The organism is Mycobacterium tilburgii, assembly GCF_902168065.1.
GTDB classification, from domain to species: Bacteria; Actinomycetota; Actinomycetes; order Mycobacteriales; family Mycobacteriaceae; genus Mycobacterium; species Mycobacterium tilburgii.
In genome coordinates this window covers 11773-28521 of sequence record NZ_LR655706.1, presented here as the reverse complement: position 1 = coordinate 28521, position 16749 = coordinate 11773, and the positions used below count along the sequence as shown (strand labels likewise).

Sequence of the window (16749 nt, the reverse complement as noted above, 5' to 3'; positions counted from 1 at the left end):
CTGGATTCAGTCTGTTGCGTTGGCAAAAGCGGTCGGGGATCCCACGCCGCTGCGCAGGCTGCCGTCAAGGTAGGCGGCGCGGCAGGCACGGTGGCCGATCTTGCCGCTGGACGTCCGGGGAATCGACCCCGACTGAACCAGCAGCAAGTCACGGACCGTGACGCCGTGACGCACGGCGATGGCCGCGCGAACCTCGTCGGCAATGGGCTGGTAATCGAGCTTGTGCGTACCCGCGGCGCGCTCGGCCACGATCACCAGCTGCTCGGAGTTGTTGTCCGGGTCGAACGTGAGGCCGGTGTGCGGGTTGTCGAACACCGCTTGCGGCAGCTGGTTGGCCGGCACCGAGAACGCGGCCACGTATCCGGTGCGCAGCGCCTTGCTGGCCTCCTGCGCCGTGTACTCGAGGTCCTGCGGGTAGTGGTTGCGGCCGTCGATGATGACTAGGTCCTTGATTCGCCCCACAATATAGAGGTGCCTGTCGAAGTAGGTGCCGTAGTCGCCGGTGCGCACCCACAGCCCGTCGTCGGCGGCACCCTCGGCGTGCGACTCGGGGATGCGCGACTTGAGGATGTTACGGAAGACGTGGTTGGTCTCTTCCTCTTTGCCCCAGTAGCCGGTGCCGAGGTTCTTGCCGTGCAGCCAGATCTCCCCGATCTGGCCGTCGGGCAGCTCGGTGGCGGTGTCGGGGTCGACGATGACCGCCCATTCGTCGACGCCGACGACGCCGGTGGACACCTGCGCGACCGCGTTCGGCGAATCGGCGGGCACCTTGACGAAGCGCTGGTTGTTCAGCTCGTCGCGGTCGACATGGATGATGGTCGGCTTCTCATCCATCGGCGTGGTGGAGACGAACAGCGTCGCCTCGGCCAGGCCGTAGGACGGCTTGATCGCGGTGTCGCGCAGACCGTACGGCGCGAACGCTTCGTGGAACTTGCGCATCGACGCCGGCGAGACAGGCTCGCTGCCGTTGAGGATCGCCTTGACGTTGCTCAGGTCCAGCGGCGGTTCGCCCTCCTTGGGCACGCCGCGCACGGCGGCGTGCTCGAAGGCGAAGTTCGGTGCGACCGTAAACACCTCGCAGTCCGGGGCGTCGTCGGGTTTGCGGGCCATCTCCCGGATCCAGCGGCCGGGGCGGCGCACGAAAGCGGCGGGCGTCATGAAGGTGAAGTTGTGCCCGAGCACCGGCGAGAGTAGCGCGGTGATCAGGCCCATATCGTGGAAGAACGGCAGCCAGGACAGGCCACGGTCACCTTCTTTGCCCTCCAGGCCGACCAGCACCTGCAGCACGTTGGTGGGCAGGTTGAGCTGGGTGATCTGCACGCCGGTCGGGGTGCGGGTGGAGCCGGAGGTGTACTGCAGGTAGGCGATGGTTTCCTCGGTGGCCTCGGGCTCGACCCAGGTGGCGGCGACCTCGTCGGGCACCGCGTCGACGGCGATGACGTGCGGCCGTTCCTTGGCCGCGCGGGACCGGATGAACTTGCGGACGCCTTCGGCGGCCTCGGTGGTGGTCAGGATGGTCGACGGGTGGCAGTCGTCGAGGACGGCATGCAGGCGGCCGACGTGGCCCGGCTCGCTGGGGTCGAACAGCGGCACCGCGATCCGGCCGGCGTACAGCGCGCCGAAGAACGCGATCAGGTAGTTGAGGTTCTGCGGGCACAGGATGGCGATGCGGTCACTGGGCTGGGTGGCCTGCTCCAGGCGGGCCCCCACGGCACGGTTGCGGGCGCTGAAGTCGCGCCAGACGATGTCGCGGTACACCCCGTCGCGCTCGGTGGAGAAGTCGACGAACCGGTAGGCTAGCCGGTCGCCGCGAACCTTCGCCCACTTCTCCACGTGCCGAACCAAGTTCGTATTATCCGGGAACCTGATTCGTCCGTTCACAATGAACGGGTTGTGGTACGGCATGCCGCTCTCTCCTGTCACGCTCGCCGGTCAGCTGCTCCGGCGGTTCTGGTGTCGGCTACGCCGACTGTTGGTCTGTGTGGGCCAGCCTCGTTAGCGGCGCAGAGCTGCGCCGGTCCGTGCGAGCTACGACCCGGTAGGAAGCCCACCAAACTCTAATAGCTCTTAGTTTTCTCTTAATGTTAGGTGGCGACGCGCGGCAGACCAAATCTCAAGGTACCGCCGATTGCCGCCGGTACCAGCCCACCTGACCGTTGTGTCCTCGACCAGTCATCCGTGCTTGGGGTGCGGCGCGTTTTCGATGAGATTACGCGCCCAATTCAACGTCCAGTCCGTCGCCGGTGTGCCGTCCAGGTTCCAAAACTGGGGTGTGGCGTACATGGCGTGAACCGACTGGCCCGCGCCATCGGCCAGGGTATTGAGGACATTCGGCAGGTTCGCGATGCTGAACGCCTCTTTCGGGGCTGCGCAGATCAGATCACCCGGGGCGCAAATCTCGTTGGTTTTGCTGTAGAGGTCGCCGAAACCGCCGGGCCGCGCCCCGGTCATTGTCAACCCCAGTTCCGACAGCACCGGCACCTCATGCAGGGTGACCTCGGCACCCTCGCCGGGCGGGTTTGGCCCGACGTCGTTGCCGACCCCCTGCTGACGCCGGCCGTCGGCGATCAGCGTCACCCCGAGCACCAGATCGTCGTCGACCGGGCCGCGCCCGTTACCGATGTCGCTGGCGATGTCGCCGGCGATCACCGCGCCCTGCGAAAAGCCCAGCAGCACGTAGCTGGTCAGCGGGCACCTGTTGGTCATGTCGGTCAGCGCCTGGATTGCCGCCCGGGTGCCCTCGGCCCGACTCTCGTTGTAGGACATCTGGGTGTCGCCGCTCAGCGGGTTACGGAACTGCGCCGTGTAGGGCACGGTGTAGGTCAACACCCGCGACGCCGGAAACTGCTGCCTGATCACCCCGGTCAGGTTGTGCAGCAACGCATTCGGAAACTGCACCGGATTGAGCGGATCGTCCTGCGGCGACGACTCCCAGGTCCCGGGGATCACTATCATTTCGACTTCGGGACACGACGCGTCCTGCGAGGCCGGCCGCGGCTTGTGCGGGTAGCTGCTCGTGGACGGTGGCGGCAGCACACCCGGGAGCATCCCGCTGAGTGGCGGTTCGGAACTACGCAGCATGGTTACCACGGCCACGATGACCAACAGGACGACGCCGGCCATGCTGAGCGCGGCGGCCCAAGCGAAGATGCGGCGGCGCTTGTTGCGCCGGGAGTTCGTGGTCATGGTCTCCTGCTGGCAGAGTCGGTCGGTCGCAGCTCGAACACGGTCAAGCGGCCGTCCCGCCCTCTGCTACGTCCACTACACGGTACCGGCTCGGGGCGCGGCTCCCTCCGTCCGACAATCGTCCCCGGAGTTAGCGGATGGCACCCACGATGTCGCCCGACATGGCCCCCAGCTGCCCCGACCACGAGCCCCAGCTGTTGTCGCCGCCTGCCGAGAAGTCGAAGTGCCCGTTGTGCCCGCCGACGTTGCGGTACTGCTGGTAAAATTCCCGCGAGCTGCCCATCGCCGCGCCCACCTGGCCGACCATGGCGGCGTCGTCACCGGCCTGGGTGGTGGGGCTGTAGATCCACACCCGGGTGTTGTTCTGCGCCAGCAGCGCAGCATGCACGTATGGGTCGTGCCTCTTCCAGCGGCCCAGCTGTGGCGCTCCCCACATGCCGTTGCCGTCGACGCCGCCGAACTGCTGCAGGCCGACCAGGATCGCGCCGTTGTAGTTGGTGCTCGACGGGTAGACGAACCCGGACAGCGAGCCGGCGAAGCCGAACCGGTCGGGGTGGAAGGCCGCCAGCGCCAGCGCGCCGTACCCGCCCTGCGAGGCGCCGACGGCGCCGTGACCGCCGGGCGCCAAACCCTTGTTGGCGGCCAGCCAGTCCGGCAGCTCGCTGGACAGAAAGGTGTCCCACTGTTTGCTGCCGTCCCGCTCCCAGTTGGTGTACATGCTCCACGCGCCCCCGGCGGGGGCCACCACCGAGATTCCCTTGCCGACCAGCGTGTTCATCGCGTTGCCGGCGGTCACCCAGTTGCTGACGTCCGGTGCCGCGTTAAAGGCGTCCAGCAGGTACACGGCGTGCGGCCCACCGCCGAGGAACGCCACCGGGATGTCGCGACCCATGGCCGCCGAGGGAACCATCAGCGTTTCGTACCCCGCCGCCCTGGCTTTGCCGACAATGCCGGCAAGCTGTAGCGCCAAGGCCAGCCCCGCCGCCAGTACCGCCACGCAGAGCGCCCAGAAAACCGCTGGCACAACCCGCACGACCGTCATGTCCACCCTCCATCGTGTTGTCGCTGTGTTTGCACAATAACCAGCGCGTAAGTACGGCCGATCCGCAGGGTAGTGAAACAGGTCACACTGCCGCAACTACGAGCGGCGGGACCCCGAAGGGTTCCCGCCGCCACAGTCGTGTCGTGTTGCGTGGTTAAGTGCCCTGGGTGGAACCAGCGGCGGCCGCGGTAGCCAGGCCCGCACCAGAAGTGGCGCCCAGCGACGACCGCAGGTCGGGCAGCATGGCGTACAGCTGCGCGCCCCAGTAGCGCCAGTCGTGCGTGCCGTTGGCGTCGAAGTTCCATACCGCGTTGTGGCCACCGGCCGCGTTGTAGGCGTCCTGGAACTTCAGGTTGCTGGTCCGGACGATACCTTCGAGGAACTTGGCGGGCAAGTTGTCGCCCCCCAGGTCCGACGGCTTGCCGTTACCGCAGTACACCCAGATGCGGGTGTTGTTCGCGACCAGCTTGCCAACCTGCAGCGACGGGTCGTTGCGCTGCCACGCGGAGTCGATGGACGGGCCCCACATGTCGGAGGCCTTGTAGCCGCCGGCATCACCCATGGCCAGGCCGATCAGCGACGGTCCCATTCCCTGCGACGGGTCCAGCAGCGCCGACAGCGAGCCGGCGTACGGGAACTGATCGGGGTGGTAGGCCGCAAGGATGAGCGCCGGCGAGCCCGCCATCGACAGACCGACGGCCGCGCTGCCAGTCGGCTTGACCTGCTTCTGTGCCGACAGGTACTGCGGCAGCTCGCTGGTCAGGAAGGTCTCCCACTTGTACGTGGTGCAGCCGGCCTTACCGCAGGCGGGCTTGTACCAGTCGGAGTAGAAGCTCGACTGGCCACCGACGGGCATGACCACCGAGATGCCCGACTGGTTGTACCACTCGAACGCCGGGGTGTTGATGTCCCAGCCGTTGAAGTCATCCTGCGCGCGCATGCCGTCGAGCAGGTACAGCGCCGGCGAGTTCGCGCCGCCGCTCTGGAACTGAACCTTGATGTCGCGGCCCATCCCCGTCGACGGAACCTGCAGGTACTCCACCGGCAGACCGGGACGCGAGAACGCTCCCGCGGTTGCCGAGCTCCCCACGACGCCGATCAGACCCAACAACAGAGCCGCACCTGCGGCACCCACCACGAGTCGGCGTGGCATCCGTTCCAGCAGAGCGCCGCGAAACCTGTCAACAAGCGTCATCCTTGCTTCCTCATCTTTTCGGCGCATCCTTCAGCAGGGCGCGTCGTCGATTGGTTCGGACTGCATGCGCAACGGGCGTGGCAGTCCTGGAGTAGTGAACCACACCTACACGCGGGGCCTCTCATCGAGGACACTCCGCAACCGTCTGCCGGCGAAGTTTTCGTCGGTTTTTGCCGAGCGGCGGATCGCGAGAAACAGGCGTTTGCGCATGTGCCGGGTGGTGCTCGCACACAGGTCTGCGGCCACATGTGAATTTGCTGTCAGTATGTGGCGCAAGAAAAATCGAGATTGGTTCGTGATCTGTGAGATTTGTCGCCGCAATTTTCACTCGCGCGCCGGCGGGGGAATCGCTTCGGGCACCGGAAGACCGCACCGGGCGAGTTCGTAGCGGGGCACCCGGTCGATTCGGTAGCCGGTGAATTCGAAGGAGTGCAAGAAGTTTGAGACGAACCGATGCAGCGTCATCGGCGCACGCACCGAAGCCAGCACGGCCTTGGTGTCGGGACACTGCAGGGCCGCCACCGCCTGAGCAACCCAATTCACGTCCAGATAGCCCGGAACGCCCGGATACAGCTTCACCCATGGCCCGTCCGCGATCACCCAGTCGGGAAAGAGGTTCTTGTCGTGCCCGATCCGCCCGTGTGTCAGGCGCTGGGTGTGCTGGGCGAGCGGGTTGGCCAACCCGATCTGGTCGATCACCCGGACGTCGAGACCGACGTTCATGCCCAGCATGCCCAGGTTCGTGAAAAACACTGCGTGTTGCGGATTTTGCGGTGGTTGCCCGGGCGGGGGCTGCAGCATCGGCACCAGATCCCACTGCGTGTAATTGCCCGACGGCAACAGCAGCGCCCCCTCGGGAGTGTTGTCCAGCGCCGTCAGCACGGCCGCCATCCGCGGGTAATCCAGGTAGTCCGCGGCGGTCAGCGGGTGCGCGTGCCCGGTCGCCTGAGCGTAGAAGCGCCGCTCGTCGACGATGCCCGTGTAGGTGACGTGGGTGGCGTCGTATCCCATCCCCGGCGAGTTTGCTGCCCACAGCGACCAGCCCGCCAGCCCCAGCCACAGCAGCCCGGCTGAACCTGCTACCCAGTACTCGGTCTCGCGCGAGTAATCCTGCCCGTCGGGAATCAGCACCGGCACCACCGCGACCGGCGCCAGCAAACAAAAAAGCGGCGCCAGCAACACCCGCGCGTGCATGAAATCACCGCCCTGCCGAGTCCAGTACAACGCCTGCAGCAGACCGCTCACCAAGACGAAGGCGACCACTGCCGACGGGCACTGCACACGGCGGGCGAGCCGACCGTAATTGGGGGCCAGCGTCGGGCGCAGAAACGACGGGCGGTGTCGCGCCGCCATCACCAGCAGACCCAGCGGCACCAACAGCAGTACTGCCAACCACACGGCGTATGGGTGAACGAAGTTGGACAGATAGATCATGCCCTGAGACCACTTGTCACCTGCGGCGTCCTTGGCCAGAGCGGTCCCGGGCACCAGCAGCCCGTAGTATCCCATCCGGAAGATCTGATAGCCCACCGGTAGCAGCCCACCGGCCGACACGATCAGCACCCGGCGACGCCAGGTGCGGGCCGCCGTCAGCATTATGATCAGTGCCAGTCCACCTATCGGCGCCAGCTCCGGGCGCACCAGCACGCTGAACCCCGCGACGAAGGCCAGCGCCCCGATGAACACCTCGCTATCCGGCCGGTTGCGCACCGGCTGGGACCAGCAGACCATCATCCACCACAGCAACCCCAGATAGGCCAGCGTCAAGCCGTTTTCCAGGCCGGAGGTGGCGAAGTCCCGAGCCGGCGGCAACGCGATGTACACCAGCGCCCCGGCAGGCAACATGATCGCGCGCCGGCCCTGCAGGCTCGGTGCGTAGAGCCGGCCGGTGCCCAGCATCAGCAGCACCACGCCCGTCACCGACAGCACTAGCGCCAACGCCAGCGCGACGTATTCCAATCGCAGCGGCCCACCGACCCAGCCTCCCGCATACATCAGGTAGGTCCAGGCCGTCGAGGTGTTGGCCTCCACCCGCTCGCCCTGGTTGAACACCGGCCCGTTGCCGGCCAACAGGTTGCGTACAGTGCGCAACACGATCAGCCCGTCGTCGGCGATCCAGCGCCGCTGCCACGCTCCCCAGCCGAACAGCGCGGCGATCACCGCCACGCTGATCCACAGACTGATCCGGACCACGGGGTCGTACGGGAACGGCGACCGGCCACGCCGCGTGCCCCCGGCCCGGCGGTGCATCATCTCACGCTTGATGGCCTCCAAGCCGGGACTAGCCGAAGGCAACCGCGGCACCAACCGTTGCGATCCACGCCAGGAACAGCAGCTGCAGCACCCGGTCGCGCAGCGCGATGTCTTCGGGCTCGCCCGCCAACCCGCCGTCGATGTCGACGGCGTAACGCAGGATCGCGATCGTGAACGGGACCATCGACACCGCGAACCAGGAACCCGAGTAACGGTCCCGCTCGAAGGCCCACAGGCCGTAGCACATCACCACTGCGGTCGCCGACAACGTCCAGACGAACCGCAGGTAGGTGCTGGTGTAGCTCTCCAGCGACTTGCGGATGGCCGCCCCGGTGCGCTCGGCCAGCTGCAATTCGGCATAGCGTTTTCCGGCCACCATGAACAGCGACGCGAACGCCGCGGTCAGCAGGAACCACTGGGACAGCGGGATGTCCGTGGCCGCGCCCCCGGCGATCGCCCGCAGCAGATACGCCGACGACACGATGCATATGTCCATCACCGCTTGGTGTTTCAGGCCGAAGCAGTAGGCCAGTTGCATCGCGATGTAGACGGCCATTACCACGGCGAGGTTTGGGGTGAGCCACCAGGACAGGGCCAGCGAGGCCGTGCCCAGCGCCGCAGCGAGCACGTAGGCCAGCCACTCGGGCACCACGCCGGCCGCGATCGGCCGGAACCGCTTGGAGGGATGCTCACGGTCGGCCTCGACGTCACGGACATCGTTGATCAGATAGATCGCCGAGGCCGCCAGGCCGAACACGACGAACGCCACGCCCACCTTGGTCGCCACTTCGGCGTAGTCGTAGCGGACACCGCGACCGGCCGCGGCCACCGGGGCGGCCACCACCAACACGTTCTTGACCCATTGGCGCGGGCGCATCGCCTTGATCACTCCGGTGATCAGGTTTGCCGGCGGCCGCCCGGTCACCACGTCTTCGCTCATCTCGGACACACCTACCTCGACTTCCTATCGAGCCAGAGTGCAAGGCGTGCGACCGTGGCGCCGAGCGCCACGCCGAAAGTGACATCGCTGGGATAGTGCACGCCCAGCAGTATCCGCGACAGCGCCATCGGCGGCACCAGCACCGCCACGCTCAGTCCGCAGGGCAGCCCGGCGGCCCGCCCCATCAGCAGCGCCGCGGCCGTCGTCGAGGTGGCATGCGCGGACGGGAAACTCAGCTGACTGGGCGTGCCGACGTTGACGGTGACGGCCGGGTGATGCGGGCGCTTGCGTCGCACCACCCGTTTGATCAGCACCGCCGCCGCGTGCGCGGTGAAGGTGCCCGCGCCGGCGACCAGCCAGTCGCGGCGCCGCGCCGGCGCCACCGCCGCGCCGAACATCGCGACGATCAGCCAGCCGAGGCTGTGCTCGCCGAAGTGCGACATGGCTCGGGCGACGGCCAACAGCCCGGGCCGGTCGGCCAACGCCGATTGGACGGCGACCATCGCGGCCACCTCGCCGGTCGGCGCCTCGGCCGCGGATTCAGCCATGCTGTGCTGCGGGCAGCAACGCCGTCTCCCACTTCTGCTTGCTGGACAGCACCGGCAGCGCGCCGCGGTACACACGGCGCATCTCGTCGAACCGGCGCAGCAGCTGACGCTGGCGTCGCAGCGACTGCAACAGCAGGGTGAACATCTTGCGCCGGTCGCGCTGCCGGTAGACCACGCCGCACCCGTCGGCCGTGGTGACGGTGACGCCGTCGACGGTGCACAGCCGGAACCAGCGCGCGTCCTGGGTCGGCACGTTGTACTCTGGCCGCCGGTGGCTTTCCGGGTCGGCGGCTGTGAGGTTGTGCAGGATTCCCCGGGCCAGCCGGTAGCTGATCGACACGGGATTCACCGGCGGCTTCATCGCCTTGGTTTTGTACCGCGGCGGCGGCAGCTCGCTGGCCGCCGGCAGCACGACGGCATCCGTATACTCCTTGCGCAGCCGATGAACTTCCGGCAGCGCCGATTCCAGAATCGAGAAGGTGTGCTCCGGACCGGCGAGGAAGTCGTCGATGGCCCGGTTCTGGATCGCGACAGTCGAATATTCAAGGCAGGCAAGGTGTTTCAGCGTCGCCTTGAGATGGCTGCGAACCAGTCCGGTGATGTCACCCTCCCAGTGCAGCGCAGCGACCACCAGCCGGTTGCGCAGATGGTAGTAGGCCTGCCAGTCGATCGCGTCGTCCTTGTCGCTCCAAGCCATGTGCCAGATCGCCGCGCCAGGCAGGGTGACCGTCGGGTAGCCGTGTTCTCCGGCGCGCAGACCGTATTCGGCGTCGTCCCATTTGATGAACAACGGCAGCGGCTGGCCGAGTTCCTCGGCAACCTGCCGCGGGATCATGCACGTCCACCAGCCGTTGAAGTCGACGTCGATGCGCCGGTGCAGCAGCGCGCTGCGTTCGTTCTTGTCCCCCAACGGGAATTCGGCGAAGTTGTGGTCGTATGCGGCGTGCGGCGCGGCGGTCCACATGAAGTTCGACTGGTCGACGACCTCGCCCATGATGTGCAGGTGCGACGGCTCCTGCAGGTTGAGCATCTGGCCGCCGATCAGCATCGGCGACTTGGCGAAGCGGCTCAGGGCCAGCACCCGCAGAATCGAGTCGGGCTCGATGCGGATATCGTCGTCCATGAACAGAATCTGTTCACAGTCAGTGTTTTTCAGCGCCTCGTACATCACCCGGCTGTAGCCGCCGGACCCACCGAGGTTGGGCTGGTCATGAATGGAGAGCCGATTGCCCAGGGCGGCGGCCGCGGCCGGGAAGTCGGGGTGATCGCGGACCTTGCGGACGCCCTGATCCGGCACGATCACCGCACCGATCACCGCGTCCACCAAGGGATCTGTGGTGAGGTCGGCCAGGGCGTTGACGCAGTCCGCCGGGCGGTTGAAGGTGGGGATGCCGACCGCGACGTTGGCCGTGCCCGGGGCCGGCTCGGTGGCGTACCAGCCCCCGCTGCGCAAGGTGACGTCGGTGTCGGTGGTGATGTCGAACCAGATCCAGCCGCCGTCCTCAAACGGCTTCAGCGGCACATCGATCTCGACGACGGCCGGTTGGCCGTCGGTGCCGACGAATTGGCGGCCCTCGACCGATATCCGTACCCCGGTGGCCTTCGTCCGGTACACGTCCAGCCGCCCGGTCCCGGTCACCTCGACCCGCAGAACTACCGAGGTGCAGATCGACCAGCGCCGCCAGTAGCTGGCCGGGAACGCGTTGAAGTAGGTGGCGAACGACACCTCGGACTCTTTGCCGATCTCCAGCGAAATGCGGCTGGTCGCATGCGTGCGCCGCCCGTTGGTGGTGGACTCTTCTAGGTACAGCTTGCGGACGTCGAGGGGTTCACCCGGTCGCGGCAAGATGATGCGAGACAGCAAGCTCACGGCAGTCATTGGGCGCCACTCCTCATCGTGCGTCGCTGTGCATTGTCGTCGGCGCGCATCAGCGCGCGCCTTCCGCTTTGTCCTGGCCGTTGTTTTGGTCCTGAGTCAACGATGCACCGTCACGGAGGTGCGGCGCGAGAACGTTGTCGTACATGTTTAGCGCGCTGGCGATGGCCATGTGCATGTCCAGGTATTGATAGGTGCCCAGCCGCCCGCCGAAAAGTACCTTCGCCGAAGCGGTCTCGGACTTCGCCCGGGCCCGGTAGGCGGCCAGCAGGGTGCGGTAGGCCTCGGAGTTGATCGGATAGTAGGGCTCGTCGTCGTCCCCGGCGAACCGGGAGTATTCCCGCATGATCACCGTCTTGTCGGTCGGGTAGTTGCGCTCGACGTGGAAGTGCCGGAATTCGTGGATGCGGGTGTAGGGCACGTCGAGGTCGTTGTAGTTCATCACCGGGGTGCCCTGGAAGTCGCCAACGGGCAGTACCTCGAGCTCGAAGTCGAGGGTCCGCCAGCCGAGCCGGCCTTCGGCGTAGTCGAAGTAGCGGTCCAGTGGGCCGGTGTAGACGACCGGCGCGTCGGGGTTCTCGGCGCGAAGCTGGTCGCGGACCTCGAGCCAGTCGGTGTTCAGCCGAACCTCGATGCGCTCGTCGGCGGCCATGTTCTGCAGCCACGCCGTGTACCCGTTGACCGGCAGGCCCTCATAGGTGTCGTTGAAATAGCGGTTGTCGAAGGTGTAGCGCACCGGCAGTCGTGTGATGTTGGCCGCGGGGAGTTCCCTGGGATCGATCTGCCACTGCTTGGCGGTGTAGCCCTTAACGAACGCCTCGTAGAGCGGCCGGCCGATCAGCGAGATGGCCTTCTCCTCGAGGTTCTGCGCGTCGGCGGTGTCGATCTCGGCGGCCTGCTCGGCGATCAGCTGCCGGGCCTGGTCGGGGGTGAAGTATTTGCCGAAAAACTGCGACACCAGGCCCAGGCCCATCGGGAACTGGTAGACTTGTCCATTGTGCATCGCGTACACGCGGTGCTGGTAGTTCGTGAAGTCGGTGAACTGGCGCACATAGTCCCAGACCCTCTTGTTGGAGGTGTGGAACAGGTGCGCGCCGTATTTGTGGACCTCAATGCCGGTCTGCGGCTCGGCTTCGGAGTAGGCGTTGCCGCCGATGTGCGGGCGCCGCTCCACGACGAGCACGCGCTTCCCGAGTTGGCTCGCCACGCGTTCGGCGATGGTGAGGCCGAAGAAACCGGAGCCGACGACGAGGAGGTCAAAACGAGCGGTCATCGGTTGCTTAGGGTATCGGACCCCGCGCGGCTACCCCATCCGGCGAGCCGGGCAGGCTGGGGTTCGAGCACGTAAAAGTGGTTTGCAGTGATTCGAATCGCACATAACGCGCAGGGTCGCAAAAGCCTCACGATTCAATATCGCCACTCTAGTAACACTCTTCTCGCTCGTACCATCAATTCTGTGTGGTTCCCCCCGGAACGGACCGGCCGGGCGCCCCGACACAACCAATAGATTGAGGAGACTTCCGTGCCGAACCGACGCCGTCGCAAGCTCTCGACAACCATGAGCGCGGTCGCCGCCCTGGCAATGGCGAGTCCATGCGCGTACTGCCTTGTTTACGAATCGACCGCCGGCAGCAGCAAGCCAGTGGAGCACCACGAGTTCAAACAGGCCGCCGTCATGGCCGACCTGCCGGGCGAGCTCATGGGCGCACTGAGCCAGGGGCTGTCCTCGTTCGGGATCAACCTGCCGCCCGTGCCCGCCCTCAGCGGCACCGGCACCGGCCTCACCAGCCCGGGCCTGGGTTCCCCCGGCCTGGGGACCACCGGTCTGGGCACTCCGGGCCTGACGAACCCGGGTCTGACCAGTCCCGGCTTGACTCCAGGTGCCACCGGCCTGACTCCGGGTGCCACAGGGCTGACCAGCCCGGCCGGACTCACGCCCGGCGTGGGCACCCCGGGCGAAGTGCCGATCAGCGCTCCGCTCGACCCGGGTGTCGACGGCACCTACCCGATCCTGGGTGACCCGTCGACGCTGGGCGGTACGTCGCCGATCGGCGGCGGGAGCAGCAACGGTGGCGGCGGGCTCGTCAACGACGTCATGCAGGCCGCCAACCAGTTGGGCGCGGGTCAGGCCATTGACCTGCTCAAGGGCTTGGTGATGCCGGCCATCGCGCAGGCACAGCAGGGCAGCGCGGCCCTGCCGGGTGCACCGGCCGCGCTGCCGCATGCGGCCGGTGCCCTCCCAGCAGCGGGCCGCGCTGCCCTGCCGCCCGCGCTGCCCCCCGTCTAAAACTCTAAAACCTTTGGGGTCCTGTCACCTGACGGCACCGCAGAGTCATCACACTCTACGGTTGCCGTCGAACGTTGGTGGCGCGGTTCGGAAAACGCGGGCTGGGTGCACCGACATCGCCCGAGGACAACGCCGAGGGCGATGCCCGCTACTCCACCTTCGCCAAGGGCGCCATGTACTGGTCACCGGCAACCGGCGCGCAGCCCGTCATCGGGGCGATCTATGACGCCTGGGCCGCGCAAAGCTACGAGCGCGGCCCGCTCGGCCTGCCCACCAGCGCCGAAATTCAAGAGCCGCTGCAGATCACGCAGAACTTCCAGCATGGAACGTTGAACTACGATCGTCTCACCGGCACCATCAGCCAGGTGCTCGACGGCATCACGACACAACTCGCGGCGCAAGATCCCGCCGCCCCGGCCGTCCCGCCGGAACACTTCTCACTGCTGACACACCCGGACTCCTGACTCCCGGCCCCGCCCACGGGACAGCGGGTAGTGCGGGTATTACTGTGCGAACTGTGCCCGAGACCCCGTACCTGAGCCTTGATCTCGGTCGGGTGCGTCAGAATCACCGGGCACTGCGCGCCGCGTTGTCGGGGGCGCAAATTCGCTACGCGGTCGAGGCCAATCCGGCCGAACCGGTGCTGCGGATGCTTGCCGACGAGGGCTGCGCCTTCGATGTCGCCTCGGTCGGCGAGGTCGACGCCTGCGCCGCCGCCGACATCGACGGCCGGCGATTGACGTTCGGCAACACCATCAAGAAGCCAATCGACATCGCCAGGGCCATGCGCGCGGCGTTCGCCGATTCGCCTTCGATAGCGAGCGGAGCCTCGTTGCCATTGCCAAGCATGCGCCCGGCGCTGCGGTGGAATGACTTATCGCAACGACGTTTCCGGCCTCGGTGACGCCCTTCGGGCACAAGTTCGGCTGTGCTCCCGAGGCTGTGGTGGAGCTCTTGGCGGGCGCCCGGCGGCTGGAACTGAGCCCGTAGGAAGTGGGCTTTCACGTCGGTTCCCAGCAGCTGGAGCCGTCCACATGGTAACTCGTAATACGCAGTGCGGCACCTATTTTCGAGGACGTCCCGGAGCTCACCACGATCAACGTCGGCGGCGGTTTCCCGGTGCCGTACGCGTGCGACGTGCCGGACCTCGCCGTGATCACCGCGGTCATTACCTCCGCGCTGGCCGGGTATTTCGGCAGCCAGCCACCCCGGCTCGCGGTGGGGCCGGCCGGCTGCTCGTGGCCTCGGTGGGCACCATCGCCTGCCAGGTGGTGTCGGTGCGCACCGGGACCGACACCCGGCGCTGGGTGTACCTCGACATCGGCCGGTACGGCGGTCTGGCCGCGACGGAGAACGAATACATCCGATATTGGCTGAGCACCGACCGCGACGGGGATCGGCTCGACGATGCGGTCGTGGCCGGGCCGACCTGCGACGGCGACGACTTGCTCTACCGCAGCTATCCGTTACCCGCCGCCCCGGTCCCCGGTGACCGGGTCGACATCCTCAACGCCGGTGCCTACACCGCCAGTTACGCACCGGTCGCGTTCAATGGGTTTCCGGTACTGCCAACGTATTTCGTCGATCGACCCGCCGTGGAGCCGTGCCGGGAGATTATCGAGCGGTTGGCGCCGGGGCTGACGCGAAGCTGGCAGCTGTCCGAAGTGATCTGCGACGTGCACACCAGATTCCAGCACCTGGTCATCGGACGCACCCACCAGGGCGTCGCGCTGCTCAGCGACGACGAACGACAGAGCACCGAGTTCAGCCAGCTGGTCTACCACGAGGCGCTGCTGGTTCCCGCCCTGCTGCTGGCAGGCAACGTCACCCGGTTGCTCGTCATCGGCTTGGGGGAGGGTGTAGTCAGCCAGCGGGCCGTCGCGGCGGGCGCCACCCGGGTCGACCATGTCGACATCGATTGCGACGCGGTCCGGCTGTGCGCACAACGCCTCCCCTAAGGTTACACCGTCAACGAATTACGCGGTGTCGAAGCGGGATTGGTCCCCGTGGCGGTGCACTATTGCGACGGCTGGGAGTTCGTGGAGCACGCCGTCGCGCCCTACGACATCGTGGTCATCGACCTTCCCGACGAGCGGGTCGAACCCGCCCAGCACAACCGCCTCTACGACACCGCTTTCCTGCGGCGCTGCCGCGACATCGGCCGGGTGGTGGTCGCGCAGGCCGGCTGCCCGACGCTGTGGCGCATCGAGTCGTTGCGGCTTTCGTGCCTACGGTTCAACGAAAACTTCCCAACTGTAAGCCATTTCGGCGTCGAAGAACACGGGTGGGCATTTCTCTGCGGACTGGCCGACGCTGATGCGGATACCATCGCCGCGGTGGTGGCGCGGCTACCGACGCTGTCCTACCAGCCCCGAAGCATCGACGCCGACACCCTGGTCGTGGCGTCGGTGCAGCCGAAAAGCCTGCGGGAAGGCTAGATCGACCTGCGCGCGATGTCTTGCAGGATGGTCCTCATCTCGTCCCGGGTCGCCTTCCCCGATTCGCTCTCGGCCTTAACCAACCGATTAGCAGCCAACCCGACAGCCCGACAATCCGGCCAGCAGGGCCTGATAGCCGTACGGCCCCTCATCGAGGTACCCCTTCGCCCAGCCGATCGCGAAATCCACGTTGTCCGGATCCGTTATCCACGCCGTAATCACGTCGACAGCAATCGCCACGCCCCGGCCCGCCCAGCGCAGCAGCGGCAGGTCGTTGGGCATGTCGCCCCGAACGCGACCACCTCGTCGCGACCGATCTCCAGCGGTGCCGCGACCTCTTCGATGCCGGTGGCCTTCCTGATGCCCAGCGGCACGATCTCGACCAGCCCATTGTTGGTGGAGTAGGTGATGCCACCCTCGATGCCGACGTGTTTGGCGAGTTCGGTCGCGATGTCGGCGCTGCAGGCGGCCGGCTTGGCGGATCAGCAGTTCGATCGCGGGGCGCTCAGCAGATCCTCGATCGACACCTCGGTGTTGTCCGGTTTGAGCCACGCGTGCTCGTAGCCCGGCGAACTGACAAACTGCGGCGTGGCGGTGTCGTGGGCGCTGGTGCCGATGCGCTCCACCGCCAGGCCGGCGCCCGGGATGACGCGGGTAGCAAGCTCGGCCAGGGTGTCGACAGGCAGGGTGCGCGCCAACACCACCCGGTCGTGGGCCGGATCGTAGACGACGGCGCCGTTGGCGCACACCGCCATTGGGGCGAACCCCAACTCGTCGACGATGGGGCGTATCCAGCGCTGCGGACGGGCCGGTGGCCACCACGAAGGTGGCGCCTGAGGCGACGGCGGCGCGTAAGGCGTCGCGGGTACGCGGGGTGATGGTTTCGTTGTCGTCGAACAGGGTACCGTCGACATCGCACGCGATCAGCGCCGGCCGCGAAGTCGGCCCCATCATAGGGGTGTTATCGAGCGGTCACTGAGCCGA

General features: G+C 66.8%; 13 protein-coding genes and 2 pseudogenes. 5 read left to right on the top strand and 10 right to left on the bottom strand.

Going from position 1 to position 16749, the window contains the following annotated elements; genetic code table 11:
* Nucleotides 1–6 precede the first annotated feature (6 nt).
* The 9 genes from fadD32 to glf form a co-directional block, all read right to left on the bottom strand.
* The gene (fadD32, locus tag FQ389_RS09000; RefSeq protein WP_144206931.1) at nucleotides 7–1905 is read right to left on the bottom strand and encodes a long-chain-fatty-acid--AMP ligase FadD32; all 1899 of its coding nucleotides are present in this window, start codon (nucleotides 1903–1905) and stop codon (nucleotides 7–9) included.
* Nucleotides 1906–2172: 267 nt separating this feature from the next.
* A complete protein-coding gene (gene culp6 / locus FQ389_RS08995) occupies nucleotides 2173–3186 on the bottom strand; it encodes a carboxylesterase Culp6 (protein ID WP_144206930.1) in 1014 nt (337 codons plus the stop codon).
* A gap of 130 nt (nucleotides 3187–3316) precedes the next feature.
* Nucleotides 3317–4228 (bottom strand): esterase family protein, encoded by a 912-nt coding sequence (locus tag FQ389_RS08990; protein ID WP_407662825.1) that lies wholly within the window; start codon nucleotides 4226–4228, stop codon nucleotides 3317–3319.
* 154 nt (nucleotides 4229–4382) lie between these two features.
* Nucleotides 4383–5423: a diacylglycerol acyltransferase/mycolyltransferase Ag85B gene (gene ag85B, locus FQ389_RS08985; RefSeq protein ID WP_144206928.1), complete on the bottom strand. Its 1041-nt coding sequence runs from the start codon at nucleotides 5421–5423 to the stop codon at nucleotides 4383–4385.
* Between the two features lie 324 nt (nucleotides 5424–5747).
* The gene (aftB, locus tag FQ389_RS08980; protein WP_313901963.1) at nucleotides 5748–7718 is read right to left on the bottom strand and encodes a terminal beta-(1->2)-arabinofuranosyltransferase; all 1971 of its coding nucleotides are present in this window, start codon (nucleotides 7716–7718) and stop codon (nucleotides 5748–5750) included.
* Nucleotides 7705–8616 (bottom strand): decaprenyl-phosphate phosphoribosyltransferase, encoded by a 912-nt coding sequence (locus FQ389_RS08975; protein WP_144206924.1) that lies wholly within the window; start codon nucleotides 8614–8616, stop codon nucleotides 7705–7707. The genes aftB and FQ389_RS08975 overlap by 14 nt, the downstream gene beginning before the upstream one ends.
* Nucleotides 8617–8627: 11 nt before the next feature.
* Entirely contained in the window at nucleotides 8628–9164 is a 537-nt protein-coding gene (locus FQ389_RS08970) for a phosphatase PAP2 family protein (RefSeq protein ID WP_144206922.1), read from the bottom strand.
* Nucleotides 9157–11043 carry a glycosyltransferase gene (locus FQ389_RS08965; RefSeq protein WP_144206919.1) on the bottom strand — a complete coding sequence of 629 codons (1887 nt, stop codon included), beginning with the start codon at nucleotides 11041–11043 and terminating at the stop codon, nucleotides 9157–9159. Before FQ389_RS08965 ends, FQ389_RS08970 begins: the two co-directional genes overlap by 8 nt.
* Nucleotides 11044–11092: 49 nt before the next feature.
* The gene (gene glf, locus FQ389_RS08960) at nucleotides 11093–12313 is read right to left on the bottom strand and encodes a UDP-galactopyranose mutase (protein WP_144206917.1); all 1221 of its coding nucleotides are present in this window, start codon (nucleotides 12311–12313) and stop codon (nucleotides 11093–11095) included.
* Nucleotides 12314–12562: 249 nt separating this feature from the next.
* Between glf and FQ389_RS08955 the strand changes: the two genes are divergently transcribed.
* From FQ389_RS08955 to FQ389_RS19560, 5 genes and pseudogenes are all read left to right on the top strand, one after another.
* Nucleotides 12563–13327, top strand: coding sequence for a hypothetical protein (locus tag FQ389_RS08955; RefSeq protein ID WP_186296330.1), 765 nt, complete (start codon nucleotides 12563–12565; stop codon nucleotides 13325–13327).
* Nucleotides 13328–13428: 101 nt separating this feature from the next.
* A pseudogene (locus FQ389_RS08950) lies at nucleotides 13429–13791 on the top strand (LGFP repeat-containing protein); the annotation flags it as partial.
* A gap of 53 nt (nucleotides 13792–13844) precedes the next feature.
* Nucleotides 13845–14231 carry a type III PLP-dependent enzyme domain-containing protein gene (locus FQ389_RS19570; protein ID WP_260860609.1) on the top strand — a complete coding sequence of 129 codons (387 nt, stop codon included), beginning with the start codon at nucleotides 13845–13847 and terminating at the stop codon, nucleotides 14229–14231.
* Between the two features lie 334 nt (nucleotides 14232–14565).
* Nucleotides 14566–15285, top strand: coding sequence for a hypothetical protein (locus FQ389_RS19565; protein ID WP_260860608.1), 720 nt, complete (start codon nucleotides 14566–14568; stop codon nucleotides 15283–15285).
* Between the two features lie 48 nt (nucleotides 15286–15333).
* Nucleotides 15334–15765 carry a polyamine aminopropyltransferase gene (locus tag FQ389_RS19560; protein WP_260860607.1) on the top strand — a complete coding sequence of 144 codons (432 nt, stop codon included), beginning with the start codon at nucleotides 15334–15336 and terminating at the stop codon, nucleotides 15763–15765.
* Nucleotides 15766–15852: 87 nt separating this feature from the next.
* Here FQ389_RS19560 and FQ389_RS08935 read toward each other — a convergent pair.
* A pseudogene (locus FQ389_RS08935) lies at nucleotides 15853–16716 on the bottom strand (HAD family hydrolase).
* Nucleotides 16717–16749 lie beyond the last annotated feature (33 nt).

Coding starts and splice junctions, on each gene's coding strand:
- ag85B (WP_144206928.1), bottom strand. CDS start 5,423: ATGACGCTTGTTGACAGGTTTCGCGGCGCTCTGCTGGAACGGATGCCA.
- glf (WP_144206917.1), bottom strand. CDS start 12,313: ATGACCGCTCGTTTTGACCTCCTCGTCGTCGGCTCCGGTTTCTTCGGC.
- fadD32 (WP_144206931.1), bottom strand. CDS start 1,905: ATGCCGTACCACAACCCGTTCATTGTGAACGGACGAATCAGGTTCCCG.
- culp6 (WP_144206930.1), bottom strand. CDS start 3,186: ATGACCACGAACTCCCGGCGCAACAAGCGCCGCCGCATCTTCGCTTGG.
- FQ389_RS08970 (WP_144206922.1), bottom strand. CDS start 9,164: ATGGCTGAATCCGCGGCCGAGGCGCCGACCGGCGAGGTGGCCGCGATG.
- FQ389_RS08965 (WP_144206919.1), bottom strand. CDS start 11,043: ATGACTGCCGTGAGCTTGCTGTCTCGCATCATCTTGCCGCGACCGGGT.
- FQ389_RS08975 (WP_144206924.1), bottom strand. CDS start 8,616: ATGAGCGAAGACGTGGTGACCGGGCGGCCGCCGGCAAACCTGATCACC.
- FQ389_RS08990 (WP_407662825.1), bottom strand. CDS start 4,228: ATGACGGTCGTGCGGGTTGTGCCAGCGGTTTTCTGGGCGCTCTGCGTG.